The organism is Arthrobacter sp. AOP29-A2-19 (genome assembly GCF_058138025.1).
Map to the genome: position 1 here is coordinate 1992280 of NZ_CM176894.1, position 25523 is coordinate 2017802.

The 25523-nt window shown below is 68.9% G+C and carries 28 protein-coding genes and 1 tRNA gene; 8 read left to right on the forward strand and 21 right to left on the reverse strand.

Annotated features, from left to right (window positions below; all coding sequences use genetic code 11):
* Window positions 1-50 precede the first annotated feature (50 nt).
* The 4 genes from AC3ZJJ_RS09250 to AC3ZJJ_RS09265 form a co-directional block, all read right to left on the reverse strand.
* Window positions 51-527 carry a hypothetical protein gene (locus AC3ZJJ_RS09250; protein WP_489891537.1) on the reverse strand — a complete coding sequence of 159 codons (477 nt, stop codon included), beginning with the start codon at window positions 525-527 and terminating at the stop codon, window positions 51-53.
* A gap of 42 nt (window positions 528-569) precedes the next feature.
* Window positions 570-992 carry an organic hydroperoxide resistance protein gene (locus AC3ZJJ_RS09255; RefSeq protein ID WP_489891538.1) on the reverse strand — a complete coding sequence of 141 codons (423 nt, stop codon included), beginning with the start codon at window positions 990-992 and terminating at the stop codon, window positions 570-572.
* Window positions 989-1459 carry a MarR family winged helix-turn-helix transcriptional regulator gene (locus AC3ZJJ_RS09260; RefSeq protein ID WP_489891539.1) on the reverse strand — a complete coding sequence of 157 codons (471 nt, stop codon included), beginning with the start codon at window positions 1457-1459 and terminating at the stop codon, window positions 989-991. The genes AC3ZJJ_RS09255 and AC3ZJJ_RS09260 overlap by 4 nt, the downstream gene beginning before the upstream one ends.
* Before the next feature lie 115 nt (window positions 1460-1574).
* Entirely contained in the window at window positions 1575-2738 is a 1164-nt protein-coding gene (locus AC3ZJJ_RS09265) for an acyl-CoA dehydrogenase family protein (RefSeq protein ID WP_489891540.1), read from the reverse strand.
* 125 nt (window positions 2739-2863) lie between these two features.
* Here AC3ZJJ_RS09265 and AC3ZJJ_RS09270 point away from each other — a divergent pair, with 125 nt between their 5' ends.
* Window positions 2864-3472 carry a TetR/AcrR family transcriptional regulator gene (locus tag AC3ZJJ_RS09270; RefSeq protein WP_489891541.1) on the forward strand — a complete coding sequence of 203 codons (609 nt, stop codon included), beginning with the start codon at window positions 2864-2866 and terminating at the stop codon, window positions 3470-3472.
* A 36-nt stretch (window positions 3473-3508) separates the two neighbouring features.
* Window positions 3509-3973 carry a GNAT family N-acetyltransferase gene (locus AC3ZJJ_RS09275; protein ID WP_489891542.1) on the forward strand — a complete coding sequence of 155 codons (465 nt, stop codon included), beginning with the start codon at window positions 3509-3511 and terminating at the stop codon, window positions 3971-3973.
* Window positions 3974-4031: 58 nt separating this feature from the next.
* On the opposite strand, the gene AC3ZJJ_RS09280 is transcribed toward AC3ZJJ_RS09275, so the two are convergent.
* Genes AC3ZJJ_RS09280 through pdhA form a run of 3 tightly spaced genes read right to left on the reverse strand, consistent with a single transcriptional unit; the run spans window position 4032 to window position 7553 of the window.
* Window positions 4032-5414: a dihydrolipoamide acetyltransferase family protein gene (locus tag AC3ZJJ_RS09280; RefSeq protein WP_489891543.1), complete on the reverse strand. Its 1383-nt coding sequence runs from the start codon at window positions 5412-5414 to the stop codon at window positions 4032-4034.
* 4 nt (window positions 5415-5418) lie between these two features.
* Window positions 5419-6426 carry an alpha-ketoacid dehydrogenase subunit beta gene (locus tag AC3ZJJ_RS09285; RefSeq protein WP_489891544.1) on the reverse strand — a complete coding sequence of 336 codons (1008 nt, stop codon included), beginning with the start codon at window positions 6424-6426 and terminating at the stop codon, window positions 5419-5421.
* On the reverse strand, window positions 6423-7553 hold the full coding sequence (pdhA, locus tag AC3ZJJ_RS09290; RefSeq protein WP_489891545.1) for a pyruvate dehydrogenase (acetyl-transferring) E1 component subunit alpha: 1131 nt from the start codon (window positions 7551-7553) through the stop codon (window positions 6423-6425). The genes AC3ZJJ_RS09285 and pdhA overlap by 4 nt, the downstream gene beginning before the upstream one ends.
* A gap of 189 nt (window positions 7554-7742) precedes the next feature.
* On the opposite strand from pdhA, the gene AC3ZJJ_RS09295 reads away from it, so the two are divergent.
* Window positions 7743-8201 carry an Lrp/AsnC family transcriptional regulator gene (locus AC3ZJJ_RS09295; protein WP_489891546.1) on the forward strand — a complete coding sequence of 153 codons (459 nt, stop codon included), beginning with the start codon at window positions 7743-7745 and terminating at the stop codon, window positions 8199-8201.
* Window positions 8202-8308: 107 nt separating this feature from the next.
* Here AC3ZJJ_RS09295 and AC3ZJJ_RS09300 read toward each other — a convergent pair whose 3' ends face one another.
* Both AC3ZJJ_RS09300 and AC3ZJJ_RS09305 read right to left on the reverse strand, forming a co-directional pair.
* Window positions 8309-9865 (reverse strand): solute symporter family protein, encoded by a 1557-nt coding sequence (locus AC3ZJJ_RS09300; RefSeq protein WP_489895767.1) that lies wholly within the window; start codon window positions 9863-9865, stop codon window positions 8309-8311.
* A 62-nt stretch (window positions 9866-9927) separates the two neighbouring features.
* Window positions 9928-10287, reverse strand: coding sequence for a DUF485 domain-containing protein (locus AC3ZJJ_RS09305; protein ID WP_489891547.1), 360 nt, complete (start codon window positions 10285-10287; stop codon window positions 9928-9930).
* A 182-nt stretch (window positions 10288-10469) separates the two neighbouring features.
* Between AC3ZJJ_RS09305 and AC3ZJJ_RS09310 the strand changes: the two genes are divergently transcribed.
* Genes AC3ZJJ_RS09310 through AC3ZJJ_RS09325 form a run of 4 tightly spaced genes read left to right on the forward strand, consistent with a single transcriptional unit; the run spans window position 10470 to window position 14270 of the window.
* Entirely contained in the window at window positions 10470-11663 is a 1194-nt protein-coding gene (locus AC3ZJJ_RS09310; RefSeq protein ID WP_489891548.1) for a sensor histidine kinase, read from the forward strand.
* Window positions 11664-11668: 5 nt separating this feature from the next.
* On the forward strand, window positions 11669-12385 hold the full coding sequence (locus tag AC3ZJJ_RS09315; protein ID WP_489891549.1) for a LytR/AlgR family response regulator transcription factor: 717 nt from the start codon (window positions 11669-11671) through the stop codon (window positions 12383-12385).
* A 38-nt stretch (window positions 12386-12423) separates the two neighbouring features.
* A complete protein-coding gene (locus AC3ZJJ_RS09320; RefSeq protein WP_489891550.1) occupies window positions 12424-12795 on the forward strand; it encodes a hypothetical protein in 372 nt (123 codons plus the stop codon).
* Entirely contained in the window at window positions 12792-14270 is a 1479-nt protein-coding gene (locus AC3ZJJ_RS09325; RefSeq protein ID WP_489891551.1) for a sodium/solute symporter, read from the forward strand. Before AC3ZJJ_RS09320 ends, AC3ZJJ_RS09325 begins: the two co-directional genes overlap by 4 nt.
* 18 nt (window positions 14271-14288) lie before the next feature.
* Here AC3ZJJ_RS09325 and AC3ZJJ_RS09330 read toward each other — a convergent pair whose 3' ends face one another.
* The 6 genes from AC3ZJJ_RS09330 to rpsB form a co-directional block, all read right to left on the reverse strand.
* Window positions 14289-14873, reverse strand: coding sequence for a DivIVA domain-containing protein (locus AC3ZJJ_RS09330; RefSeq protein ID WP_489891552.1), 585 nt, complete (start codon window positions 14871-14873; stop codon window positions 14289-14291).
* A gap of 106 nt (window positions 14874-14979) precedes the next feature.
* Window positions 14980-15915 (reverse strand): phosphatidate cytidylyltransferase, encoded by a 936-nt coding sequence (locus AC3ZJJ_RS09335; RefSeq protein WP_489891553.1) that lies wholly within the window; start codon window positions 15913-15915, stop codon window positions 14980-14982.
* Window positions 15915-16436, reverse strand: a complete 522-nt coding sequence (gene frr / locus AC3ZJJ_RS09340; RefSeq protein ID WP_489895769.1) for a ribosome recycling factor — start codon at window positions 16434-16436, stop codon at window positions 15915-15917. The genes AC3ZJJ_RS09335 and frr overlap by 1 nt, the downstream gene beginning before the upstream one ends.
* 116 nt (window positions 16437-16552) lie before the next feature.
* Window positions 16553-17305 (reverse strand): UMP kinase, encoded by a 753-nt coding sequence (gene pyrH / locus AC3ZJJ_RS09345; protein WP_489891554.1) that lies wholly within the window; start codon window positions 17303-17305, stop codon window positions 16553-16555.
* A 152-nt stretch (window positions 17306-17457) separates the two neighbouring features.
* Window positions 17458-18297 carry a translation elongation factor Ts gene (gene tsf / locus AC3ZJJ_RS09350; protein ID WP_489891555.1) on the reverse strand — a complete coding sequence of 280 codons (840 nt, stop codon included), beginning with the start codon at window positions 18295-18297 and terminating at the stop codon, window positions 17458-17460.
* A 114-nt stretch (window positions 18298-18411) separates the two neighbouring features.
* Window positions 18412-19302: a 30S ribosomal protein S2 gene (gene rpsB, locus AC3ZJJ_RS09355; protein WP_489891556.1), complete on the reverse strand. Its 891-nt coding sequence runs from the start codon at window positions 19300-19302 to the stop codon at window positions 18412-18414.
* A 459-nt stretch (window positions 19303-19761) separates the two neighbouring features.
* Here rpsB and AC3ZJJ_RS09360 point away from each other — a divergent pair, with 459 nt between their 5' ends.
* Window positions 19762-20388: a M23 family metallopeptidase gene (locus tag AC3ZJJ_RS09360; RefSeq protein WP_489891557.1), complete on the forward strand. Its 627-nt coding sequence runs from the start codon at window positions 19762-19764 to the stop codon at window positions 20386-20388.
* Here AC3ZJJ_RS09360 and AC3ZJJ_RS09365 read toward each other — a convergent pair.
* From AC3ZJJ_RS09365 to AC3ZJJ_RS09390, 6 genes are all read right to left on the reverse strand, one after another.
* On the reverse strand, window positions 20385-21578 hold the full coding sequence (locus AC3ZJJ_RS09365; protein WP_489891558.1) for a glycosyltransferase: 1194 nt from the start codon (window positions 21576-21578) through the stop codon (window positions 20385-20387). The two genes, AC3ZJJ_RS09360 and AC3ZJJ_RS09365, sit on opposite strands and share 4 nt — an antisense overlap.
* 96 nt (window positions 21579-21674) lie before the next feature.
* Window positions 21675-21748: transfer RNA gene (locus AC3ZJJ_RS09370), tRNA-Ile, on the reverse strand.
* Between the two features lie 70 nt (window positions 21749-21818).
* Window positions 21819-23012, reverse strand: a complete 1194-nt coding sequence (locus AC3ZJJ_RS09375; RefSeq protein WP_489891559.1) for a glycosyltransferase — start codon at window positions 23010-23012, stop codon at window positions 21819-21821.
* A 63-nt stretch (window positions 23013-23075) separates the two neighbouring features.
* Window positions 23076-23984, reverse strand: coding sequence for a DMT family transporter (locus AC3ZJJ_RS09380; protein WP_489891560.1), 909 nt, complete (start codon window positions 23982-23984; stop codon window positions 23076-23078).
* Window positions 23972-24592, reverse strand: coding sequence for a CDP-alcohol phosphatidyltransferase family protein (locus tag AC3ZJJ_RS09385; protein ID WP_489891561.1), 621 nt, complete (start codon window positions 24590-24592; stop codon window positions 23972-23974). The genes AC3ZJJ_RS09380 and AC3ZJJ_RS09385 overlap by 13 nt, the downstream gene beginning before the upstream one ends.
* Before the next feature lie 58 nt (window positions 24593-24650).
* On the reverse strand, window positions 24651-25439 hold the full coding sequence (locus AC3ZJJ_RS09390) for a phage holin family protein (RefSeq protein WP_489891562.1): 789 nt from the start codon (window positions 25437-25439) through the stop codon (window positions 24651-24653).
* Window positions 25440-25523 lie beyond the last annotated feature (84 nt).

Consider the following 25523-nt stretch of genomic DNA (forward strand, 5'->3'; position numbering starts at 1 on the left):
CGCCGCGCACCGGTGACGCCGCCGCGGCGCGGGCCCGTCGGGAGGCCGCGTCACTCGTCGGGCCGCTCGAACGGATGCAGGACCATCCAACGGACGCGGGCGGCAACCGCCGGATCCGCGGCGGGCGCGTTGGCGTGGAACATCGCCGGGTCCGCGAGGGAACGGCGGACACCCTCCTCGTCGGAGGCCTCGTCCCATCCGAAGGGGCCGTCGGCGACGCCCTCCGCGAGCTCGACGGCGAGCGAGCCGCCGAGGTGCTCGGCGAGGAGCAGGGCCAGCAAGGCGCCCTCCGCCCGGTGGCGCGCGGCCACCGGCGGCGGCGGAGCGGCCGGCGCTTCCCAGCCGCCGGCACGGTACGTGTCCTCCCACGCCCTCATCCGGCGTTCGACGTCGACGGGCAGCTCCAGGTCCGCGTACTCAAGGGAATCCCAGGCCCACACCGGGCTGGCCCCGCCGTCGACGAACAACCGCACGAAGGGGACGCCCTCGATCGTGGTGTACGCCCGGTCCTCGTAGTTGTCCCGCATGGGGAAAGTCTCGCAGAGCGGGACGGGGCGCGCCGACCCGCGCTAGTCGTCCGAGACCTGGATGTCCACGTCGATGTTGCCCCTGGTCGCGTTCGAGTACGGGCAGACCTCGTGGGCCCGGTCGGCCAACTCGCGGGCGACGGAGGCGTCCACGTCCGGGAGCACAACCTCAAGCGTCACGGCGAGACCGAAGCCTCCGGCGTCCGTGGCTCCGAGGTGTACCTGCGCGCCCACGCTCGAGCCGTCGATCGCCACCTTCCGCTCGCGCGCCGCCAGCTGCAGGGCGCTGTGGAAGCAGGCGGCATAGCCGGCGGCGAACAACTGCTCGGGATTGGCGCCGTTGCCGGACCCGCCCATTGCCTGCGGAATGGCGAGGTCGAGATCGAGCCGGCGGTCGGCGGTCAGGACGTGGCCGTCGCGTCCGCCTCCGGTGGCGAGGGCCTCGGCGGTGTAAAGGGCTTTCATGGTTTTTCCTTTCCGTGGGGTGTCCGTGCCGTGCCGGCAGGGTGGTGTGCACAAATCTTTCGCAGCAGGCGCCCGAGTTCGTCGGCTTCGGCGGGCTCGAGCCCCATTCGTCCGAACAGCTCCTCGGGCACGGCAAGCGCGCCCGCCCGCAGCTCGGCGCCGGCCGCGGTGAGGTGGACGCCGACCATCCTCTCGTCGGAGGCGGCGCGGCGGCGTTCCAGCCGACCTGCCGCCTCCAGCCGCTTGAGCAGCGGCGAGAGCGTCCCACTGTCCAGGCCCAGGCGCCGACCGAGCGCCGAGACGGACTGGCCGTCCTCTTCCCATAGCGCCAGCATGACCAGGTATTGGGCGTAGGTCAGCCCCAGCGGCCGCAGCAAGTCGCGGTACGCGGACGCGACCGCCTTCTCGCCGGAGTAGAGGGCAAAGCAGACCTGGGCGTCGAGCGCCAACGGGTTGTCTTGGGTCATGCAAGAAATAGTAGCGCACAATTTAGTTGTGCACAATTCAATTGGCCCACAAGCGCACTCCGCGGAACATCATGCGCGGCGGGACGTGCTTCCCGCCGGAGGCCTTGCGTCAGTCCTAGAGGCCCAACTCCCGCGCGATCAGCATGAGCTGCACCTCGGTGGTGCCCTCGCCCACCTCGAGGATCTTCGAATCGCGGTAGTGGCGGGAGACCACGAACTCGTTCATAAATCCGTAGCCACCGAACACCTGGGTGGCATCCCGGGCGTTGTCCATGGCGGCCTCGCCGGCGACCATCTTGGCGATGGCGGCGTCCGTCTTGAAGGGCTTGCCGGCCAGCATCTTCGACGCCGCGCCATAGTAGGCCAGGCGTGCCGTGTGGGCGCGCGCCTGCATCCGCGCGATCTTGAATTGGATGGCCTGATAGCTGCCGATGTTGCGGCCAAAGGCGCTGCGCTCCTTGGCGTAGCGGACCGACTCGTCCACGCACCCCTGGGCGGCACCGGTCGCCAGGGCAGCGATCGCGATCCGCCCCTCGTCCAGGATCGACAGGAAGTTGGCGTAGCCCCGCCCCCGCTCCCCCAGCAAATTCTCCTCCGGCACCCGCACGTCCTTCAGTGTCAGCGGGTGCGTGTCCGAGGCGTTCCATCCCACCTTGTTGTAGGCCTTCTCGGCCCGGAAACCGGGAGTTCCCGCGGGCACCACGATGGTGGAGATCTCCTTCTTGACCGAACCGTCCGGCCGCTCCTCGCCGCCCGTCACGGCCGTCACGGTCACGTGCTGGGTGATGTCGGTGCCGGAGTTGGTGATGAATTCCTTGGTTCCGTTCACGACCCATTCCCCGCCCTCCAGCCGGGCAGAGGTCTTGGTGCCCCCGGCGTCGGATCCCGCCTCCGGCTCGGTCAGCCCGAAGCCCGCCAGCGCCTTCCCGGCGGCCAATTCCGGAAGCCACTTCTCCTTTTGCGCCTGGGTGCCGAACCGGAAGACCGGCATGGCCCCCAGCGACACGCCCGCCTCGAGGGTGATCGCGACCGACTGGTCGACGCGCCCCAGCTGCTCCAGGGCGAGGGCCAGCGCGAAGTAGTCCCCACCCATGCCGCCGAACTCCTCGGGGAACGGTAGGCCGAACAATCCCATCTCCCCCATCTGCGCCACCACCTCGTACGGGAAGCTATGCTCCTCGTCGTGCTTGGCGCTGACCGGCGCGACCACCTCGTCGGCAAAGTCCCTGACCGTGTCCACCAGGTCCTGGTACTCGTCCTCAAGCTCGAAATTAGGCATGTGCGGATCCTTCGTGCGGCGCGGGGGTTCAGTTAGTGTGCATTAACCGAAAACGACGTTAGTGTTCATTAACCCAAATGTCCAGAGTTTCCAGTGACGTACGCCACGGCGACAATCGGAGAGCGATGACCGACCGACCACTCCCCACGACCGGACGCAGCCAGGCGAAGGCCAGCCGGCGCAGCACGCTGCTGGCCGAGGCCGCGCGCCTGTTCGCCCGGCACGGGTACCGCGGAGTCTCCCTCGAGGACCTCGGGGCCGCCTCCGGAATCAGTGGGCCGGCGGTCTACCGGCATTTCAGCGGCAAGGCGTCCGTGCTGGGGGCGCTGTTGGTGGGGGTGAGCGAGGAACTGCTGGAGGGCGGGCGGAACGTCGCGTCCGACGGCGGCACCCCAACCGAGATCCTGCGCCGCCTGGTGGAGTTCCACGCCGACTTCGCCCTCGGGCACCCGGACGTCATCCGCGTCCAGGACCGGGACATGTCCAGCCTTTCCGACGCCGATGCCGCCGCGGTGCGCCGCCTGCAGCGCGCCTACATGGACGTGTGGGCGGACCAGTTGCTGGCCTTGCACGCGGGCGAGGACCTCACGGCTGCGCGCTTCCGCGCCCAAGCGGCCTTCGGATTGATCAACTCCACCCACCACTCGGTTCCCCGCGCCGACTCGGACCCCGCGGCACTGCGCGCACGCCTGACCACAATGGCGTTTGCGGCACTGCGCGCCCCGGTAGGCTAGGTCGCGGAACAGTGTTGTTACTAGAGAGGTTTTGCCGTGAAGCTACGCCCCGTTGAGACCGCGGACCTGGATTGGTTCTTCGCGCACCAGCAGGATCCGGAGGCCAACCAGATGGCCGCGTTCACGGCCAAGAACCCCTCCGACCGCGGCGTCTTCGACCACCACTGGGGACTGATCCTGCGCGATCCGGAGATCACGGTGCGCACCATCGAGCACGACGGCCAGGTGGTCGGCTCCGTGCTGGCCTACCCGAACGACGGCGTTCCCGAGATCAGCTTCTGGACGGACAAGGCCTACTGGGGCCAGGGCGTCACCACCAGCGCCGTCGACGCATTCCTGCAGGAATTCACGCAGCGGCCCATCCGGGCGCGCGTGGTCACGGACAACATCGGCTCCCAGAAGGTGCTGGAGCGCCGGGGATTCACCGTCATTGGCGAGGCCGAGGGATTCGCCAACGCGCGCGCCGCAGTGGTCAAGGAATACATCATGGAGCTCTCCTAGCCTTCCGCGCCCGGTCCCCGGCCCGTCGGGCCGACGGGCCGGGCGGAGCAGCGGAGTATTAGACCATCGCGATCAGCATGCCGGGATCGGCGAGCATGGTTCCGACGTCCGACAGGAACCGGGATCCCTGCTCGCCGTCCACCAGCCGGTGGTCGAAGGACAGGCTGAGCGTCATCACCTGCCGCAACGCGATCCCACCCAGGTGCTCCCACGGCATCTTGCGCACCTGTCCTATGGCCAGGATCGCCGCCTCGCCGGGGTTCAGGATCGGCGTGCCGGCATCGATGCCGAACACTCCGACATTCGTGATGGACATGGTGCCTGCCGCGAGGTCCGCCGGCGACGTCTTGCCGGCGCGCGCGGTCTCCGCGAGGCTGGCCAACGCCCGCCCCATTCCCGCCAGGTCCAGCGACTGCGCGTCCTTGATGTTGGGCACCGTGAGCCCGCGGGGCGTCGCCGCGGCGATGCCCAGGTTCACGTAGTTCAGCTGCACGATCTCCTGCGCCGATTCGTCCCAGCGCGAGTTGAGCGCCGGGCTCCGCTCGAGCGCAATGCAGACCGCCTTGGCGACGATGGTGAGCGGCGTGAGCTTGATCCCCGCGAAGACGCGGTTGGCCCGCAGCCGCTCGATGAGCTCCATCGTCGGCGTCACGTCGATGGTCAGGAACTCGGTGGCGTGCGGCGCGGTGAAGGCGCTGGCGACCATGGCCGCCGCGGTGTGCTTGCGCACGCCGCGGATGGGGACCCGCACCTCGCGGGGCTGGTCGCCGAGGGTCCGGACGTGGCGGATGTCCTCCGACGCGCCGCCGGTCCTCGCGGGCCCCGGCACCACCGCGCCGGGAGACGGCGCTCCCCCGCCCGCTCCCGTGGACCCGTGTCCGCCGGCCGCCGACTGGACGTCGTCGCGGGTGATGGCCCCCCGCGGCCCCGTGCCCCGCAGCAGCTCCAGCTCGACCCCCAGGTCGCGGGCGAGCTTGCGGACCGGCGGCGTCGACCGCGGCCGCTCCGCGGAACCCCGGATCTCCCCCGGGCCGGCCCCCTGGACGGCCGCGGGCACCGGGCCGCGCGGCCGCCGCGCCGGGCGGCCCGCCTTCTCCACGGCCGCACCGTAGCCAACGAGGTTGGGCTCGCGCTTCTGCTCCGGCTCGCGGGCCGCCGCCGATTCCCGCGGCAGGTCGGTGCCGGCCGAGCCGCCGTCGGACCCGGCGACCTCGAACGAAACGATGGGTTCACCCACCTCGACCACCGCGCCGGGCTGCTCGTACAGCTCCGCGATGGTGCCGGCGTAGGGCGAGGGGAGCTCGACGACCGCCTTGGCGGTTTCCACCTCGGCGATCACCTGGTTCAGGTCCACAACATCTCCCACGTTCACGCGCCAGGAGACGATCTCGGATTCGGTGAGGCCCTCGCCCAGATCGGGGAGCTTGAATACCTTCAACACGGCGCTAGCCTTCCAGTGAACTAAGGGAGTTGGGACGACCCAGGGCGCGGTCCACGCCGTCGAGGATCCGGTCGAGATCGGGCAGGTGGTGGAACTCCAGCTTCGACGCCGGGTAGGGGATGTCGAAGCCCGTCACACGCACCGGCGCATGCTCGAGGAAGTCGAAGCAACGCTCGGTCAGGCTAGCGGCCAGTTCGGCGCCCAACCCGCCGTGCTCGCCGGCCTCGTGGGTGATCACCAACCGCCCGGTTTTCCTCAGCGACTCCTCCAGCGCCGCGAAGTCGACGGGCGAGAGCGATCGCAGATCGACGACCTCGATCGAAATCCCCTCGTCGGAGGCGGCGACGGCGGCCGCGAGGGCGGTCTTCACCAGCGGCCCGTAGGCCACCAGAGTGACGTCCTCTCCGGGCGCTGCAACGCGCGCGGACCCCATGGGCAGCGCGCCCTGCAGCGCGTCCAGGTCGACGTCGGCCTTCTCGTGGTAGCGCCGCTTCGGCTCGAAGTAGACCACGGGGTCGTCGCAGGCGATGGCCTGTTGGATCATTGTGAAGGCGTCCTGCGGGTTGGACGGGCTGACCACGCGCAGTCCGGCCGTGTGGGCAAAGTAGGCTTCCGGGGACTCCGAGTGGTGTTCGGGGGATCCGATGCCTCCGCCGAACGGAATGCGGATGGTGAGGGGCATCAGCACGCGGCCGCGGGTGCGGTAGTGCAGCTTCGCTATCTGGCTGACGATCTGGTCGAACGCCGGATAGACGAAGCCGTCGAACTGGATTTCCACCACCGGGCGGAAGCCGCGGTAGGCCATGCCGATCGCGGTACCGACGATGCCGGACTCCGCCAGCGGCGTGTCGATGACCCGGTGTTCCCCGAAGTCCTTCTGGAGTCCGTCGGTGACCCGAAAGACGCCGCCGAGCTTGCCGATGTCCTCGCCCATCAGCACCACCTTGGGGTCCCGCTCCATGGCCTGCCGCAACCCGGTGTTGATTGCCTTTCCGAACGCGAGGTTGGTCATCGCGGGCCTCCTTCCGCCGCGGCGGCCCCGCCGGCGAATTGTTCCAGGTACAGCGCATAGTGCTCCCGCTGACGGTCCAGCCACACGTTGGGTGTCGCGTACACGTGCTCGAAAACCTCCATCGCCTCCGGCTCCGGCATGCCGATGACCCCCGCGCGCATCCGCGCGGCCACCTCGTCGGCCCTGCGCGCCGCGTCCCCCGTCAACGTGGACGCGTCCATCCCGAGGGACACCAGATGCGCCTCCAGGCGCTCGATCGGATCCTTTGCCCGCCAGTTCTCGAGCTCGTTGGCGTCGCGGTAGCGCGTGGGATCGTCAGCCGTCGTGTGCGGTCCCATGCGGTAGGTGACCGCCTCGATGAAGCTGGGCCCGTTTCCGGTGCGCGCACGCTCGAGCGCCTGGCGAGTCGCCGCGAGGCAGGCGAGGACGTCGTTGCCGTCGACGCGGATCCCGGGGATCCCGAACCCCGTGGCCCGGTCCACGATTCGGGTGTGCGTCTGCAGCACCACTGGTTCGGAAATGGCCCAATGGTTGTTCTGGCAGAAGAAGACCACCGGGGCCTGGAAGCTGGCCGCGAAGACCATCGCCTCGTTCACGTCGCCCTGGCTGGTGGCCCCGTCGCCGAAGTAGGTGATGGCGGCCTGATCGCCGCCGTCGAACTTGATGCCCATCGCGTAGCCGGCCGCGTGCAGCGTCTGGGCGCCGATCACAATCTGCGGCGTCGCCATGTTCAGCCCGAACGGATCCCATCCGCTGGACGAGTTGCCCCGCCACACCCGAACGATGTCGGCGAAGTCCACGCCGCGGCAGTAGGCGACGCCGTTTTCCCGGTAGGAGGGGAACACGAAGTCGTCGGCTCGGAGCGCTCGTCCGGATCCGATCTGGGCCGCCTCCTGGCCCAACAGCGGAGGCCAGAGGGCCAGCTCGCCCTGCCGCTGGAGCGCGGTCGCCTCCGTATCCATACGACGGATGGTGACCATGTCCGTGTAGAGGGCCGCCAGCGCGGCAGGGTCGACGTCTTCGACCCAGCGGTCAAGCTCGACGTGCGGCGTCCGCGTGCCGTTTGGCGAAATGAGTTGCACCAGATCGTCCATCCGGGATCTGGATGGTGCTTCGTGCAGGGACATCGGTGGGCCCTTGTCTCTCGATTGCTCACCGCAGGCGGCTTGTGGCCGCCAGCGCCGGACAGTTGCCGCGAAGCCTTCACCGCGGATGATGTGACGATACTCACAGCGACCACCGCGCACAACCACCGCCGCAAAAACTGATCATGGTGCACTATTCGGCATCCATCCACGGTGCTAGAGTTGCGCACTATGCACGCTTTGGATGACACCGACCTTCGGCTGCTCGACGCCCTCGCACTGGATCCGAAGGCCACTGTCGTGAGCCTCGCGCAGCAGTTGGGCATCTCGCGCAACACGGTCCAGGCGCGGACGGTACGCCTGGAGAAGCACGGAGCGTTCTTGCCATTCGAACGCCGGGTCAATCCGGCGGCGCTGGGCTATCCGCTCACCAGCTTCGTGCACATCCACGTCCAGCAGCGGCTGCTCGGCGAGATCGTGGAGGCCCTGGCGGACATCCCGGAGGTGGTCGAGGCGCACGGCCTGACCGGTAGCGCGGACATCCTGGCGCGCGTGGTCGCACGCGGGGCGGAGGACCTCTTCAGGGTGAACGGCACCATCCTGGACATCGACGGCGTGGAGCGGGCCGACACGTCGCTGTCGATGGCGGAACTGATCCCGCACCGCATCCGCCCGCTGCTGGCCACGTAGCGTTCCGGGCGGCGGCGCGGGAAGGGACCCCCGGCGCGCGGTCCGCGCCGAAGGGTCCCTTCTCTTTGACTGCCGGGTGGTGGGTGCCCGCAGGACGGGCCTTCCCCCTAGTGGTCCACCGCCTTCTCGGCCCCCACTCCGGTCAGCGATCGGACCTCCATCTCGGCCTGCTTGATCGGGTCCTCCGTCCGCTTGTCCAGGACGGTTCCGAGCCAGCCGAGGAAGAACGCCAGCGGGATGGAGACCAGCCCCGGGTTCTTCAACGGGAAGATCGCGAAGTCCGCCGCGGGGATCATGGCCGTCTCGTTGCCCGACATGACCGGGGAGAAGATGATCAGCAGCAGGGCGGAGGCCAGCCCGCCGTACATCGACCAGACTGCACCCTGGGTGCTGAACTTCTTCCAGAACAGCGAGTACAGGATGGTCGGCAGGTTGGCGGACGCCGCCACCGCGAAGGCCAGGGCCACGAGGAACGCCACGTTCTGGCCCTGCGCGCCGATGCCGCCGGCAATCGCCAGGATGCCGATCACGATGACGGTGCGCCGCGCGACCTTGACCTCCTTTTCCGGGGTCGTTTTGCCCTTGGCGATCACGTTGGCGTAGATGTCGTGGGCGAACGACGCCGCCGCCGTGATCGTGAGCCCGGCAACCACGGCGAGGATGGTTGCGAAGGCCACCGCCGAAATCACGCCGAGCAGGAGCGGGCCGCCGAGTTCGAACGCCAGCAGCGGGGCCGCCGAGTTCACGCCACCGGGGGCGGCCTTGATGCGGTCCGCACCGATGAGGGCGCCGGCCCCATAGCCGAGGACCAGGGTGAACAGGTAGAAGCCACCGATGAGCCAGATGGCCCAGACCACGGACTTGCGGGCCTCCTTGGCCGTCGGAACGGTGTAGAAGCGCATCAGCACGTGGGGCAGGCCGGCGGTGCCGAGCACCAGCGCGAGGCCGAGCGATAGGAAGTCGAGCTTGGTGACGGGGTTGGCGCCGTACTGCAGCCCCGGATTCAGGATCGCCTCCGTGCCGGCGGACGCGACCGCGTCGCCCAGCAGGGCGGACAGGTTGAAGCCATAGATGGCCAGGACCCAGACGGTCATCACAAAGGCGCCCGCGATCAGGAGGCAGGCCTTGATGATCTGCACCCAGGTGGTGCCCTTCATGCCGCCGACCAGTACGTAGACGATCATCAGGGCACCGACGATCGTGATGACCAGCGACTGGCCGAGCCTGTCGTCGATCCCCAGCAGCAGCGAGACCAGCGCTCCGGCGCCGGCCATCTGCGCCAAGAGGTAGAACAGGCACACGGCGAGCGTGGTGGTCGCCGCGGCGATGCGGATGGGACGCTGCTTCAGGCGGAAGGACAGCACGTCCGCCATGGTGAACTTGCCTGTGTTGCGCAGCAGCTCGGCGACCAGCAGCAGCGCCACCAGCCACGCGACCAGGAAGCCGATGGAGTAGAGGAAGCCGTCGTAGCCGTTGATGGCGATAGCCCCGACGATGCCCAGGAAGGACGCCGCCGAAAGATAGTCTCCGGCGATGGCGGTGCCGTTTTGTCCGCCGGTGAAGGACCGCCCGCCCGCGTAGTAGTCCGCCGCCGTCTTGTTGTTCTTGCTGGCGCGCAGCACAACGACGAGGGTGACTCCGACGAAGAGTCCGAAGATGAGCATGTTGACGAGCGGATCGCCGACCTTCGTCGACTCGACGGCCGCCGCCGCTAGGGGGGTGACGTTCACTTGCTTGCCTCCTGGGTGCCGATGCGCGCCTCGAGCTCGTGGCGGATCTTTGTGGCCTTCGGGTCGAGCCTGCGGTTGGCGAAGCTCACGTAGAGGCCGGTGATGACGAACGTGGACACGAACTGCAGCAGGCCCAGCAGCAGGCCGACGTTGACGTTCCCAAAGACCTTGATGGACATGAACTCCGGCAGGTACGCCGCCATCAGCACGTACACGAAGTACCAGAGCAGGAACACGATGGCCATGGGGAAAACGAAACTGCGGTGTGTGCGGCGGAGCTCTGTGAACTCCGGACTGTTTTGGACCTCCGTGAAGTCCTCGATCGGAACACCGTCCGACGCTGGCTTGTTGCCCATGCTTCCTCCTTGTGGATGGCACCGTCCGCCCGGGCGGCTAGTGACGTGAATCACTTTTGTCCATACCGACGCCCGGTGTGAAGACCGTCACACCGGGGTTGTGCCGAGCGGTGCCCTCGTTGCGCCGAACGGTTGCCAGCACCGGCGAACGGGGCGCCCTCGGCCCGGTCTACGCTGGTCACATGATGTCCACCGCGCTCGAAACCACGCTGATCGTGGCCATTGTCATGGTCGCCGTCTCCGTGGTTTGCTTCGTCGGATACCGCATCTACCGGTCTTCGCGGGACCTGGGAACCGACGCCGACCGGGCAACGTACGAGACGCTGCACACCGTCTCGCTGGCGGCGCCGCACCTGGCCAGCGGCCTGACGAGCGAGGGCGCCGCCAAGGCGAGCCGGCACCTGCGCGGCCTGCTGGCGTGCGAGGGGCTCGCGATCACGGACACAACCACTGTCCTCGCCCGGGACGGCTCCCTGCCGCCGGACCGGCTGATCGACCTGGCCGCGGACTCGCTCACCTCCGGCCGGACCCGGCTGCATCGCCTCGACGGGTGGGACGCGGTCTTCGCCCCGATCGTGGTCCAGGAGCGGACCGTGGGCACGGTCGTGTCCGTGGCGCGGCGGGCCGACGCCGGGCTGGTCCGCGCCACCACGGAGGTCGCCGCGTGGGTCGCCGCGCAGGTGGGCCTGGCGGAGCTGGACGAGTCGCGCGCGCTGTTGATGGAGGCCGAGGTCCGCGCCCTGCGCGCCCAGATCAGCCCGCATTTCATCTACAACAGTCTCAACGCCATCGCATCCTTCATCAACACCGATCCGCAGCGGGCGCGCCAGCTTGTGGTGGAGTTCGCCGACTTCACGCGGTACTCCTTCCGTCGGCACGGCGACTTCACGACCCTGGCGGAGGAACTCCAGTCGATCGACCGGTACCTCCTGCTGGAGAAGGCCCGCTTCGGCGACAGGATCCGGGTCGCGCTCAAGATCGCCCCCGAGGTCCTCAGCACCGTCATCCCGTTCCTGTCGTTGCAGCCGCTGGTGGAGAACGCCGTCCGCCACGGGCTCGAAGGCAAGTCCGACGGCGGGCTGATCACCATCACGGCGCGCGACAGCGGCGAGTTCGCCGAGATCACCGTCGAGGACGACGGCGTGGGCATCGACCCGGACGCCCTGCGGTCGGTCCTGGCGGGAACCACGGAGGGCGTCCACGTGGGCCTGCGCAACGTCGATGTGCGCCTTCGGCAGGTCTACGGGAACGACCACGGGCTGGTGATCGACACGGCACCGGGGGCGGGGACGCTGATCACCCTCCGCGTCCCTAAATTCCAGCCCGGGAACGACGCCGGCCCGCCGCACCCGGCGCGCCGCCACGCCCTAGAATGAAACGCATGATCAATGTGGTCGTCGCCGATGACGAACTGCCGGCCGTCGCCGAGTTGGCGTACCTCCTCTCCCAGGACGCAAGGGTGGGCCAGATCCACCGCGCGACATCCGGCGCGGAGGCTCTCCGCGCACTGGAGGAGTTCCAGGTGGACGCCTTGTTTCTGGACATCCACATGCCCGCGCTGTCCGGCCTGGACATCGCGAGGACCATCTCGCGCTTCAGCAGGCCCCCCGCAGTCGTCTTCGTGACCGCCGACGAGGCGCAGGCCCTCGAGGCGTTCGAGCTGGCCGCGGTCGACTACGTCCTCAAGCCCATCCGCCCGGAGCGGCTGGCCGAGTCCGTGCGCCGCATCTGCGAGCTGATGGAGGACGGCGGGTCCAAGCCGGAGGTCGTCACCGTGGACCAGGGCGGCATCACCAAGATGATCCGGCGCGACGACATCCGCTACGTGCAGGCCCAGGGCGACTACGCCCGACTCCACACCCCAGACGCGAGCTACCTCATCCGGGTCCCGCTCAACGACCTGGAGCAGCAATGGGCGTCGGCGGGCTACGTCCGGATCCACCGCAGCTACCTGGTGGCCATGGACAGGATCGACCAGGTGAAGCTGCAGACCGGACGCGCGTCCGTGATGGTCGGCGGAACGGAGCTTCCCGTCAGCCGGCGCGCGCTACCCTACCTCCGCGAACGTTTGGCGGCCAACCGCGTGCGCCCACTGTGACCACCGTGGAACGGGCTGCCTGAGATGGGCGGGCCGCCGTGAGCGAGATCCCCCAGCCGGCCCGGCGGGTGCGCGTGGTGGCGCCGGCGGAGGCCGTGCTCCGTCCCCCGAGGCGTGATTCCGCGGACCCCGCGGCGGACCCCGTGGGCGACTTCTACGTGCGGTCGCTGATCAGGTCCCAGCTGCGCCTTGCGCTGTCCGTGGCCTTGGGGTTCCTGCTTCTGCTGGTGGGCCTCGCGGTCCTGGTCGGCACGTGGCCGCAGATCCATGAGTCCCGGCTGGCGACCGTCCCGCTCCCGTGGCTGGTTTTGGGCCTGGGCGTGTACCCGATCATCCTGTTGGGAGCCTTTCTCTTCAACCGGGCCGCGACCCGCAACGAGGACCGGTACCGGGACGTGTCCGGCCGATGAACCCGACCACCGCGCTGGTCGCCGTCTTCGCAGTCGTCGCCGCCACCGTCCTTATCGCCTTCAACGGCCTGCGCATCTCCCGCACCACCGGCGACTTCTACGTGGCGTCCCGCACCGTCAAGCCCTGGTGGAACGCTTCGGCCATCGGCGGAGAGTACCTCTCGGCGGCGAGCTTCCTGGGTGTTGCCGGGCTGATCGTGGTCTCCGGGCAGGACGCGCTGTGGTTCCCGATCGGCTACACGGCCGGGTATCTCATGCTGTTGCTGTTTGTGGCCGCCCCGCTGCGCCGGTCTGGAGCCTACACGCTGCCCGACTTCGCCCAGATCCGGCTGGGCGGACGGGCCGCGCGCCATGTCACCAGCGGCCTGGTGGTGGTGGTCGGCTGGCTCTACATCGTGCCCCAACTGCACGGGGCGGCGCTGACCCTGGGCATCACCACGTCGCTGCCGTCCTGGCTCGGCGCCCTGCTGGTCATGGTGGTTGTCTGCGTGACCGTCCTCGCCGGGGGGATGCGCTCCATCACCTTCGTCCAGGCGTTCCAGTACTGGCTCAAGCTGCTGGCGCTCGCCGTCCCGGCCGTGTTCATCCTGCTGCACCTGGGCATCGCCGGCGAGTCGCCCACCGGGGGCGGGCAGGCGTTCGACTCGCCCGCCGCTCCGGCCGGCGACGCCGGCATCTACCGCAACATTTCGCTGATCGTCGCCCTGCTCTTCGGCACGCTGGGGCTGCCGCACGTCCTGGTGCGCTTCTACACGAACCCGGACGGGCCCTCGGCCCGGCGGACGACGGCGATCGTGCTGGGCCTGCTCACGCTGTTCTACCTGTTTCCAACGGTGCTCGGGATCCTGGGCCGGACCTACACGCCGGAGCTTGCGGCGGCCGGCAACGCGGACGCCACGGTCCTGCTGCTGCCGGGCCGGATCGTGGGCGGCACGGCGGGCGAGGCGCTGTCCGCCGTGGTCGTGGGCGGGGCGTTCGCCGCCTTCCTCTCCACCACCTCCGGGCTCGTCGTCTCGCTGGCCGGCGTCATCAGCCAGGGCCTGTTCCGCGGCACCGTGCGGGGCTTCCGGATCTCGACGGTGATGGCCTGCTCGGTGCCCCTGCTGCTGGCTCTGCTCACCAGCACGTTTGCCCTGGCCGGGGCGATCGGCGCCGTTTTTGCCTTCACCGCCTCCACCATCTGCCCGCTGCTTCTGCTCGGGATCTGGTGGCGGGGCCTGACGGCGCGCGGCGCCGTGGCCGGGATGGCGACGGGGGCGCTGGCCTGCGGCGCCGCCCTGATCTCAAGCGGCCTGTTCGCGCAGAAGTGGGGGCTGGCGTACGAGTTGCTGTCCCAGCCCGCGGCGTGGAGCGTGCCGCTGGCCTTCCTCACCACGGTGGTGGTCTCTCACCTCCCGGCGTCAGGGCCCCGACCCCGGGTCGATTCCGTGATGGCCCGGCTGCATGCCCCGGAACCGCTCGAACCGGGCGGGTGACGCCCCGGCTGGGGAAACCTAGTCGATGGAGGCCATCAGCTCCACAACGCGGTCCAGGAAGGCGTCGACCTGGCTCTCCTCGTAGCCCTCCTGGCCCTTGGCCTCGCGGAACACCACGCGGCGGACGGTATCCACGCTCATCGGCGAGTCGTGCTCGAAGTAGTCCACCAGCTGCGTGCACAGCTCGTCGACGTCCTCGATGTTGTAGCTTGGGGCGCCGCGCCGGCTGGGTCGGCGGAAGCGCTCGCCCGGTTCGCGGTGGAGGCGTCCACGCAGGATCGCGGACAGGCGCCCCACCTGCTGCAGCCAGGCATCCTCGCCCTCGGCGTCGATCAGCGCGTCGCGCTCGCGCTGGGCGAAGACGTCCTCCAGCCGGTCCAGGGCGGTGTCCACCTCGCGGGCGTCGTAGCCGCCCTTCTGCGGCTCGAAGGCCGTCCGGCGGACCAGGTGGCTGGTCACAACGCTGGCATCGTCGCCGGTCCCGTTGAAGGTGGCTCGGGCCCTGGCCAGGAAGAGCTCCACCTGCTTGGTGTTGTAGCCGTATTCCTGCGGGTCCACCCGCTCGAAGGGGGCCTGGGTCTTCTGGGCGTGGTCCTGGCTCACAGCGTTATCCTCAGCTCCGGCGTTGCACCGATGTAGTCATGACGAAAGCGCGCAACGCCGGGGCGCTCCGCTGGCACAATCCTACCTAGTCGCGCCGGAAACGGGCCTAGACGGCACCGGGCAGCAGCAAAACAAAAAGGATGTAGGCGACCGGCGACGCGAACACGATGGAATCCAACCGGTCCATAAAACCGCCGTGCCCCGGAAGGAGGTTGCTCATGTCCTTGATGCCGAGTTCGCGCTTGACCATCGACTCGGACAGGTCGCCCACCGTCGCCGCCGCCACGGTCGCCATGGCAAGCGGAACGCCGACCCACCACGGCTGGTGCAGTAGCAGCACGCTGGCGAGCACGCCGACGACGATCGCCCCGCCGACGGAGCCGGCGAATCCCTCCCAGGACTTTTTCGGGCTGATCTTCGGCGCCATCGGGTGCCGTCCGAAGAACGCGCCGACAAGGTATCCGAACGTGTCGTTTGCTACGACCAGCAGCAGGAGAGTCGCCACCTTCAGCGGCCCGTCGACCTCGTTGAACAGCAGCAGGGCGAAGCTGATGAGGAACGGAACCCACAGCGCCACGAAGGCCGAGGACATCACCGAACGCGAGGCGCCTGCGCGTCCCTCGACGACCCGCCAGAGCAGGGTCACCAGCAGCGTCCCGGCGAGGCCGAAGCCGAGCGCCTCGGGGCCGCCGTAGTAGGCGCAGAACGGCATCGCCACGGCCCCCACGCCCAGTGGAACCAGGGGAATGTCCACCTTGGCCTCCGCCAGGGCGCGGCTGACCTCCCAACACCCGAATACCGCGAACAGCGTCACGATCACCACGAAAGCCAGCGGGAAGAGCAGCAGGCCCACGAGGACGCCCACCAGGAGCACCAGCCCGACGGCGATGGCCGCGGGCAGGTCGCGTCCGGCGCGGGAGCCCTTGGGACCGGCCTCGCGCAGGGAGCGCCTGGAACCTTCGCGGGCTGGCCCGCCGACCGAAGGCCGGCCCGGCAATGCCGGATCGGGCTCCGCGTCGCCGGGCGGTGTGGGGTTCGCCATCAGACTTCCAGCAGCTCCGCTTCCTTGCGCTTGAGCAGCTCGTCGATCGAATCCACGTTCTTCTTGGTCAGCGCGTCGAGGTCCTTCTCGCCGCGGGCGCCGTCGTCCTCGCCGACGTCGCCGTCCTTGACCAGCTTGTCCAGCGTGTCCTTCGCCTTGCGGCGGTGGTTGCGGATCGCGACCTTTGCGTCCTCGCCCTTGCCGCGCACGATCTTGACGTACTCCTTGCGGCGCTCCTGCGTCAGCTCGGGAATGGTCACGCGGATCATCTTGCCGTCGTTGGACGGGTTGGCGCCCACTTCCGAGTCGCTCAGCGCCTTCTCGATGGCACGCAGCGCGGTGACGTCGTAGGGCGTGATGAGGATGGTGCGCGCGTCCGGCACGCCGAAGGACGCCAGTTGCTGCAGCGGGGTCGGCGAACCGTAGTAGTCCACCATGACCTTGGAGTACAGCCCCGGGTTGGCGCGTCCGGTCCGGATGGTCGCGAAGTCTTCCTTGGCGGCCTCGATGGTCCGGTCCATCTTCTCGGCCACGTCCTGCAGGGTTTCGTCGATCACTTGCTTCTCCTTAGTGTCCGGCGCCTCGCGGAGGCCGCCGGCGGGTTCTCTGGCTCTCAAAACATCCTATGCCACGGGCACTAGACGGTGACGACCGTGCCCATCTCGTCCCCGAGGATGGCGCGCGTGACGTTGCCCTCGCCCTCCATGCCGAAGACCATCATCTCGAGGCGGTTGTCCTTGCACATGGTCATGGCGGTCTGGTCCATCACGCGGATGTCCTGCATCAGGGCCTCGTCGTAGGTCAGGCGGTCGAGCTTCACGGCGTTCGGGTCCTTCTTGGGATCCGCCGTGTAGACGCCGTCCACGCCGCTCTTGGCCATCAGTACGACGTCGGCGCGCACTTCCAGCGCACGCTGGGCGGCGACGGTGTCCGTGGAGAAGTACGGCAGGCCGGCCCCGGCGCCGAAGATCACCACGCGGTCCTTCTCGAGGTGGCGGATGGCGCGGCGGGGAATGTAGGCCTCGGCGACCTGGGCCATGCTGATGGCGGACTGGACGCGGGTCTCGACCCCGGCCTGCTCCAGGAAGTCCTGCAGGGCCAGGCAGTTCATCACCGTGCCAAGCATGCCCATGTAGTCGGCGCGCGACCGGTCCATGCCGGATTGTGACAGCTCGGCCCCGCGGAAGAAGTTGCCGCCGCCGACGACGATGGCGGTCTCCACCTTGCCGACGGTCTGCGCGATCTGCTCCGCCACGCCGCGCACGGTGACCGGGTCGACGCCGAGCTTGCCGCCACCGAACACCTCGCCGGAGAGCTTGAGCAGGACTCGGCGGCGCGGGGACCGCTCCTGCGTATCGGTGGCGCTGGTGCTCTGCTGTGTAGCTTCCATGGTGACTCCTGTCGCGGACCGCCGGTCCGCCGTCGTGCGCTGCTTTTGCTGCTGACTGAAACGAAAATGACAGGAAAAAGGGGCGGCCACCCTGTGGTGGCCACCCCCTTTACCTTCGTCGGCGGGCGGAATCCGGCCGCCGTCGTATGTTGCTAGGCTCCCACGCGGAAGCGGGCGAAGGACGTTGCCTTCACGCCGGCCTCCTCGAGAACCTTACCAACGGACTTCTTGGCGTCCTTCGCGAAGGACTGGTCCACGAGGACGCCCTCCTTGAAGAAGCCGGTCAGGCGTCCCTCGACGATCTTCGTCAACGCGGCCTCGGGCTTGCCCTCGGCGCGTGCCGTCTCGTCAGCGATGCGGCGTTCGTTCTCGACGGTCTCGGCCGGAACCTCTTCGCGGGTGAGGAAGGTCGGGGCCATCGCGGCGGTGTGCACGGCGACGTCGTGCGCGACCGTCGTGGCGGCCTCGCCCGATCCGTCGACCGCCAGGAGCACGCCGACCTGCGCCGGGAGATCCTTGGAGGTCTTGTGCAGGTAGGCGTCGACGGTGCCACCCTCGATACGGGCGAGGCGGCGGACGACGACCTTCTCGCCCAGCACGGCACCCTCTTCGGTGACGTAGTCGGCGAGGTTCTTACCCTCGACGTCGGCGGCGAGCAGGGACTCGATGTCGGCGGCGGCGGATGCCACGGCGACGTCGAGGACCTTGTTGGCCAGGGCGATGAACTTGTCGCTCTTGGCGACGAAGTCGGTCTCGCAGTTGACCTCGATCATCACGCCGACGTTGCCGTCGACGATCTTCGCGGCAACGAGGCCCTCGGCCGTGGAGCGGCCTTCGCGCTTTGTGGCGCCCTTGAGGCCCTTGATGCGGATCAGTTCCATGGCCTTGTCGGCGTCGCCGTTGGCCTCGTCGAGTGCCTTCTTGACGTCCATCATGCCAGCGCCGGTGCGCTCGCGAAGGGCCTTGATGTCAGCGGCGGTGTAGTTCGCCATGTGCAACCCCATTCTTAGTGGTTCTTAGTTGTCTGGCCGGACGGCCCGCGGAGGGCGCGTCCGGTTGACCGGGCCGACGGGCCGTGTGGCCCGCCGGCCCGGAAACTCGGATGGTTACTTGGCGTCCTCGGCCGGAGCCTCGGTGGCGGCCTCGGCTGCCGGAGCCTCTTCGGTCTTGGCTTCCTCGGCCGGAGCCTCGGTGGCCGGTGCTTCCGTCGCCTCGGCGGCGGGGGCCTCGGCGTTGCCCTCAAGCAGTTCGCGCTCCCACTCGGCCAGCGGCTCGGCCGCGGCGTCGGTGTTGCCCGATGCCTTGTTGTTGCGGGCGATGAGGCCCTCGGCAACGGCGTCGGCGATGACGCGGGTCAGCAGGTTGACGGAGCGGATGGCGTCGTCGTTGCCCGGGATCGGGAAGTCGACCTCGTCCGGATCGCAGTTGGTGTCCAGGATGGCGACCACGGGGATGCCAAGCTTCTGGGCCTCGTCAACGGCGAGGTGTTCCTTCTTGGTGTCGACGATCCAGATCAGCGACGGCGTCTTCGTCAGGTTGCGGATACCGCCCAGGTTGGTCTGCAGCTTGGTGAGCTCGCGGCGGAGCAGCAGCAGTTCCTTCTTGGTGTGGCCCGAGCCCGCGACGTCGTCGAAGTTGATCTCTTCGAGTTCCTTCATGCGCTGCACGCGCTTGGCGACCGTCTGGAAGTTGGTGAGCATGCCACCGAGCCAACGCTGGTTGACATACGGCTGGTTCACGCGGGTGGCCTGGTCGGCGATTGCTTCCTGGGCCTGCTTCTTGGTGCCAACGAACAGCACGGTTCCGCCATGGGCCACGGTGGCCTTGGTGAACTCGTAGGCGCGGTCGATGTAGGACAGCGACTGCTGAAGGTCGATGATGTAGATGCCGTTGCGCTCGGTGAAGATGAAGCGCTTCATCTTCGGGTTCCAGCGACGGGTCTGGTGGCCAAAGTGGACGCCGCTGTCGAGCAGCTGGCGCATGGTTACGACGGGCATGTCGCAACTCCTTCCGGCAGTAGCGGACCGGCCCCAGGGGGCCGCGGTAACTGCCTGTTGTTTCGGTTGATGGCGATTCACCCCGTATGGGTGGCGCCCCTGGCATCGTTCGCCGGTTTCCCGGCCCCCGCCACCACCGGATTTCCGGACCGTGGACGGCGTGGTCCATCCCGCGGTCCGCCGTGGGGCGGTGCGGGATGGATGCGCGATGCGCGAAGTCAGCTTCGTGGCCGTTGGTCCGGGCATGGACAATCGACGCACAGAACTGCGGTTACCAGTGTACTACAGCGCCGGGGCCGCTTCGGACTGCCCACTTGCCCCGAACATGCCATGCCGGCGCGGCTTTTTCCCCCGCAGGGAGCGGGGTAGGGCGCGGCCACCCGCCGCGCGCCACGATGGGTTGAGGCCCCGCCCACACACCGCTGCGGGGGTCGCGATCCACGGGAAGGACGTCTGAAGATGGCACGGAACCTGAGGGAGCGCGGACACCGGCGGCGGATTCCCCACGCGCGGGCCGCGGCGTTCGCGGCAGCGATGGGCGCCCTGTTGGGCATGCTGCTGGCGGCCGGCCCGCTTGCCTGGCCGGCGGCCTCAGCGGCTGCGCCTCCGTCATCGTCCGGTTGGCTGTGGCCCGTGGGTGGTGGGACGGCCGGTGGTGGGACGGCCGCTGGCGGGACGGGTCCGGCCGGCGCGGGAGGTCCGCAGGTGCTGGAACCGTTCGACCCTCCCCCGGAGCGCTGGCTCGCAGGCCACCGCGGCGCGGACCTGCAGGCGCCGGGGGGCGGCGAAGTGTTCGCTCCGGCCGCCGGTGTGGTCGCGTTTTCGGGGACCGTGGTGGACCGCCCGGTGGTGACCATTAACCACGGCGACGGGCTGGTGTCCAGTTTCGAGCCGGTCGCGGCCTTGGTGGAGGTCGGGTCGGCGGTCTCCGCCGGCGAGCCCATTGGCAGCGTGGAAGCCGGCGGACATTGCTCCGGCAGGTGCGTCCACTGGGGACTGCGGTTGAACGGCGACTACATCGATCCGCTCAATACGGTCTTGGACCGAAGGCCGTCCGTCCTGCTTCCTCTCCCCTCCGGAGGCTAGTTGCGGGCGCCGAGGGCCCGGGCGTAAACGCCCACCATGGTTCGTGTGTGCCGGCTTTGCAGAAGCGACGTGGCGTCCAGGGCATCCATCGGCGCCGAGCCGGCGGAACGCAGCCGGTTGTTCGCCTCCCCGAGGGCCGTGGCGAGTCCGTCGACGGTGCCGTCGGGTGTCAGCGAATAGCTGCCCTCGGGCAGGTCCGCGGCCAGCCGGTGGTCGCTGAGGATGGTCGGCGTGCCGAGGGCGGCGGCCTCGAAGACCGTCATGCCTTGCGTCTCGAAACCCTGGGAAGTCTGCACCAGTGCGTCCGCCGCCCGGAGTTCGGCCAGCATCTCCCGGTACGGGACGGTTCCGCGGAACACGATGTCCGCCGCGGAGATCCGGCGCGCTTGGGCCTCCGCCCTGCGTCGCTCCGCCCCGTCGCCGAAGACGTGGACCTCGGCGTCGATGCCCGATCGCCGGACGGACTCCAAGAAGGGCAGGAGGCGCTTCTCGGGGCTGAAGCGACCGATCCAGGCCAACCTGATGCGTCCCGCACGGGCCGGCTTGGGGGTGGCCAACAACTCGGCCGCCACTGCGTCGTCCAGACCGTTGGGGATGACGTCCACCGCGTCGAAGACGCCACGGTCCTCGAGCAGGCGCGCAAAGTGGCTCGAGGGCGCGGTCACCGCGTCCGCGTTGGCCGCGAAGTTCCGCAGGAACTCCCACGCGTCGACCGCGGCGGGACCCTGCACGCCGAGGAGCCGTTTTTGGAGGGCACCGAAAAAACGCTGTATGGCCGCCGGAAAGGGCACGGTGGCCTCCAGCCCCACGTCCAGGCGGTTGTGCATCGTGTGCACCAGTGGGAGTCCGTGGCGTTCGGCGAAGCGGTAGCCGGTGACGGCCTGCCAGAAGTCCGCCTGGACATGCACCACGTCGACGGGCGGGCCGTCCGCCAACTGGCGTTCCAGGCTGCGGTCGGAGGCGCGACCGGGGACGGTCCACGCGTATTCCCCCGCGCCGAGCGGAAGCGAGGGCAGCCCCACGAGCGCCGAATCGGAGGAAGCGTCGCCGCGCCGGGTGGGCGAGACGATCGTGACCCGGTGCCCCGCCGCCTCGAGGAACTTGCGCTGTAGCCGGACGGAGGTCTGCATCCCGCCGAGCGTGTGGGGGTGCTGGTCCACGAAGATCGCGATGTGCAGCAAGCGCGACATGCGGAACCTCCCTCGTCGACGACCCCGGACTGCCTTGGGGGGTCCTGATGCCTCGGTGGCGGCGCCGGAGCGTTGCCCGGAGCCGCCACCTGTTTGTAGGGCGAGTGGGGCTTGAACCCACGACCCAGGGATTATGAGTCCCTTGCTCTAACCAACTGAGCTATCGCCCCTCGTCGCCGTAGCGGTCGTTCGTCCACGACGGCATCTGCCATCCTAGTGGATCGCGAGGGCCAGCCTCGCCTACGTCGCGGCGAGGAACTCGTCGGCCGCGGCACCGCGGTAGAGACGCTCGAAGGTGTCCATGGTCTTGTCTTGGCTGTGCGCGACCGCCTTGCGGTGGCCCGCCTCCCCCATCGCCGCGCGTTCCTGGGGCCCGGCGGCAAGGACGGCATCGAGTTTGGCCGCGAGCTCGACCGCGTCGCCCGGCGTGAACAGGTAGCCGTTTACGCCGTCGTCGACGAGGTGCGGCAGGGCCATCGCGTTGGCCAGCAGCACGGGGCGCGACGCCGAGAGGGCCTCCAGCGTCACGAGGGACTGCAGTTCCGCCGTGCCGGGCTGGCAGAACACGTCGCACCTCAGGTAGGCGCGCCGCAACTCCCCGTCGTCGACGTGCCCGCGGAAGTGGACGCGGTCGGCGACGCCACGCTGCTGCGCGTGGCGTTCCAAGTGGTCACGCTGTTCCCCGCCCCCGATGACCTCGAGGTGCGGCGCCGGGACGGTGGCGCTGTGGACGAGCGCGTCGATGAGCACGTTCACGTTCTTTTCGACCGCCAGCCGTCCCACGAAGAGGACCACCGGCCAATCGGCCTTGCTCACGGCCTCCCCCTCGGCCAACTCGTAGTGGCCCGAGTCGATGCCGTTGGACAACGGCAGCACCTTGCCGAGCCTGGCGTGCTGCTTCATGGCCCGCGCGGCCAGCGGCGTGGGCGTCGTGACCACGTCTGCCCGCCCCATGATGCGACCCATGTCCCGCCACGAATTCTTGGCGATGACCCGCTTGAACCACTTCGGGAACGGCAGGAAGGGGTCCAGGTTCTCCGGCATGAAGTGGTTCGTGGCGACCATCCGGATCCCGCGTCGCTTGGCCTCGTTGATGGCGGCGTGGCCGACCATGTAGTGGCACTGCACGTGGACGACGTCCGGCTGGACCTCGTCCAGGATTCGGCCGATGTCCCGCTTCGCGTTCCAGGGGGCGCAGAGGCGGTAGGTCTCGTGGGTCGGCACCGCGTGCGAGCGCAGGCGGTGGACCGTGGCTTCGGGCAGCCGCTCGGTGTAGCCCGGGCCGGACGTGCCGCCGGCCGCCACAACGTGCACCTCGTGGCCTCGCTTGGCCATCGCCGTGGCCAGCCGATGGCAAAACACCGACGCACCGTTGACGTCCGGAGGATACGTGTCCGCGGCGATCAGGATCTTCAGTGGCTGTTCACCGGTCACGTGGGGGGAACTCCTCGTAGTAGCGCATGGGGACGGACGGCCGCGATGGGCGCGGCACCGGCCCTAGGAACCGGCGGCGCCCTGCTTGCGGCGCGCCTCCTCCTGCCGTTGCAGGACGTCCGGGTGGTGCCGCGAAAGGGCAATCACCCCCACGATAGCAACGGTTGCCGCTCCCGCCATGGACATCGCGATGACGGGGTGCACGTCGGGTTGGAGTTCCCCCAGGATGCCGATGCCGATCGCGATGCCCACGATGGGGTCCACAACGGTCAGCCCCGCGATGACCAGGTCCGGCGGGCCGCTGGAGTAGGCGTTCTGAACGAAGTAGGTCCCGAGGAGCCCGGCCACGGCCACCGCCAGCACCACGTACCAGGAGACGTTCGCAAGGAAGCGGCCGTTCGGGTCCATCAGGGCGATGGCGATCGTGCGGACCAGCACGGCCACGAAACCGAAGAGGATCCCCGCTCCCATGATGTAGAAGAATGCGTTGACCCGGTGCCGGAAGATGGTGGAGATGCCGCCGAACGCGGCGACGACGGCGGCGAGCAGCATCACGGTGGCGAGCTCCTGGCGGACCGTCACCCCGTGGTTCTCCGCGGTGACGTTGATGGCAAGCAGGACGAACCCGATGCTGCCGGCCATGCAGGCCGTGATGGCCAGGACGGTCGGCCGGTTGATGCGGATCTTCTGTTCGCGCGCATTCACCACGGTGGTGATGACCAGGGCGATGGCGCCGATCGGTTGGACCACCGTCAGCGGTGCGGTCGCCAGCGCGTAGACGTTCAGGACCATGCCGATGACCATCAACACGAGGCCGAAGACCCACCGGGGGTTACGCAGCAGCCGCAGCATGCCCCGCGAGCTGACGTTCAGGCCGCCGCTGCTGGCGCGGACGGCACCACCTTGGCGCTGGGTTCCGAAGGCCAGGAAGAACGCGGCGACCACCGCGCAAAGGACCGCTACCCAGACCATGTTTTCCCTGCGCGCAGGGCCGCCGACTTGCGGCGGGCGGCCACGAAGTAGCCGACGGCCGCAATCACGTGCAGCAGGCACCCTCCGGCGAGGATCACCGTGGCGGCCATGCCGACGGCCGGCGACTCGATGCCGTCGACGCGTCCCAGGAGCAGGAACGGCGTACCCACCAGCAGAAGAGCGGTGCGGATCTTGCCGACGTTGCTCACCGGCAGGTTGGGGCTGCCGCCGAAGAGGACCAGCGCGTTGATGATCAGCAGGATGTCCGGAACGACGATGGCGTACACGAGCCACGCGGGCGCGATGCCGGCGATGACGAACGTGGCCACGACAACGATCAGCGCGAGCCGGTCGGCGACCGGATCGAGCCACGTCCCGACCGTTGAGATCTGGTTGAGCCTGCGTGCCAAGTAGCCGTCCACCCAGTCCGTGGTGCCGAGCACCACCAGCGTGACGGTCGCCCATCCGTACTCGTGGACGGCGACCAGCCACACAAAGACGGGGACCAGCAGGAAGCGCCCGACGGTGATCAGGTTCGGGACGGTCCAGAACGTGTCGAGTACGCGGTAGGCGACGTCGTCGCGCCGGCCGGCGCCGATGAACCTCACCGGCTCCCCCTTTCCCTGGTTCCCACGACTCGGCGTTCCCCCGTTTGTGCCGCAGGCCCTAGCGCTTGACGAGCTGGCGCACGAAGGCCACCAGCGCGACGAGCGACGCGCCCATCACGGCCAGTGGCTGCCACTTCTCGCGCAGCAGGCGGGCGGCGTCGTCTCCGGCCGGGCCCGCCGTGCTGGCCAGCGTGGAGGCGGCCCGCTCTTTTTTGGCCTCGGCAAAGGATGCGGCGCGGTGCAGGCCGGTGGTGGCCCGCGCCTTGACGTCGAGCTTGGGGCCGATGCGGTCCCGCAGCTCTGCGAGGTGGTCGCGACGGAGCTGGGAGCGGTGGAGAAGCTCGTCGTAGGGAACCGGCGGGGTCTTGACCTCCGCCTCCTTGTCCTTGTCCGTTTTGGGCTTCTCTTCCTTGGGCTTTTCCTCGTCCAGCGTCGCCGGGTCGAAGGAGGATCCCTCCTTCAGGATGCCCAGGTCGTACTTGAGGCCGCGCATGGCGTCCTCCGGTACCAGGGGCAGGGCCTTCTTGACGCGGGAATACCCGATCAGTCCGAGGATGGCGGCCAGGACCAGGAAGAGCGCCGCCACGAGCAGGGCGGCGAGCCACGGCTCCACCACCAGGCCGAGGGCGAGGATCGCCGCGACAAGAAGCGCGACCACGAGAAGCGCCACAAAGACGAGGGCCACGGCGGCGACGGCGGCGGCAATGCCGACCTGGATGCCCTTGGCCTTCATTTGGGCGACCGCGAGCTGGATCTCGTCGTTGAGCTGCTTGGGGACCAACCTGCCGGCGACCCTGGCCAATCCCGCCAAAGACGACGGGCGTCGTTCAGATGTGCTTGTTGCCATGGTGGCCTCCATCCTGTCCGGCCCGGACGGGCCAATGCACTCCAAAACTACCATCATGCCTTGTCCCGCAGCCCCAGCCGAAAG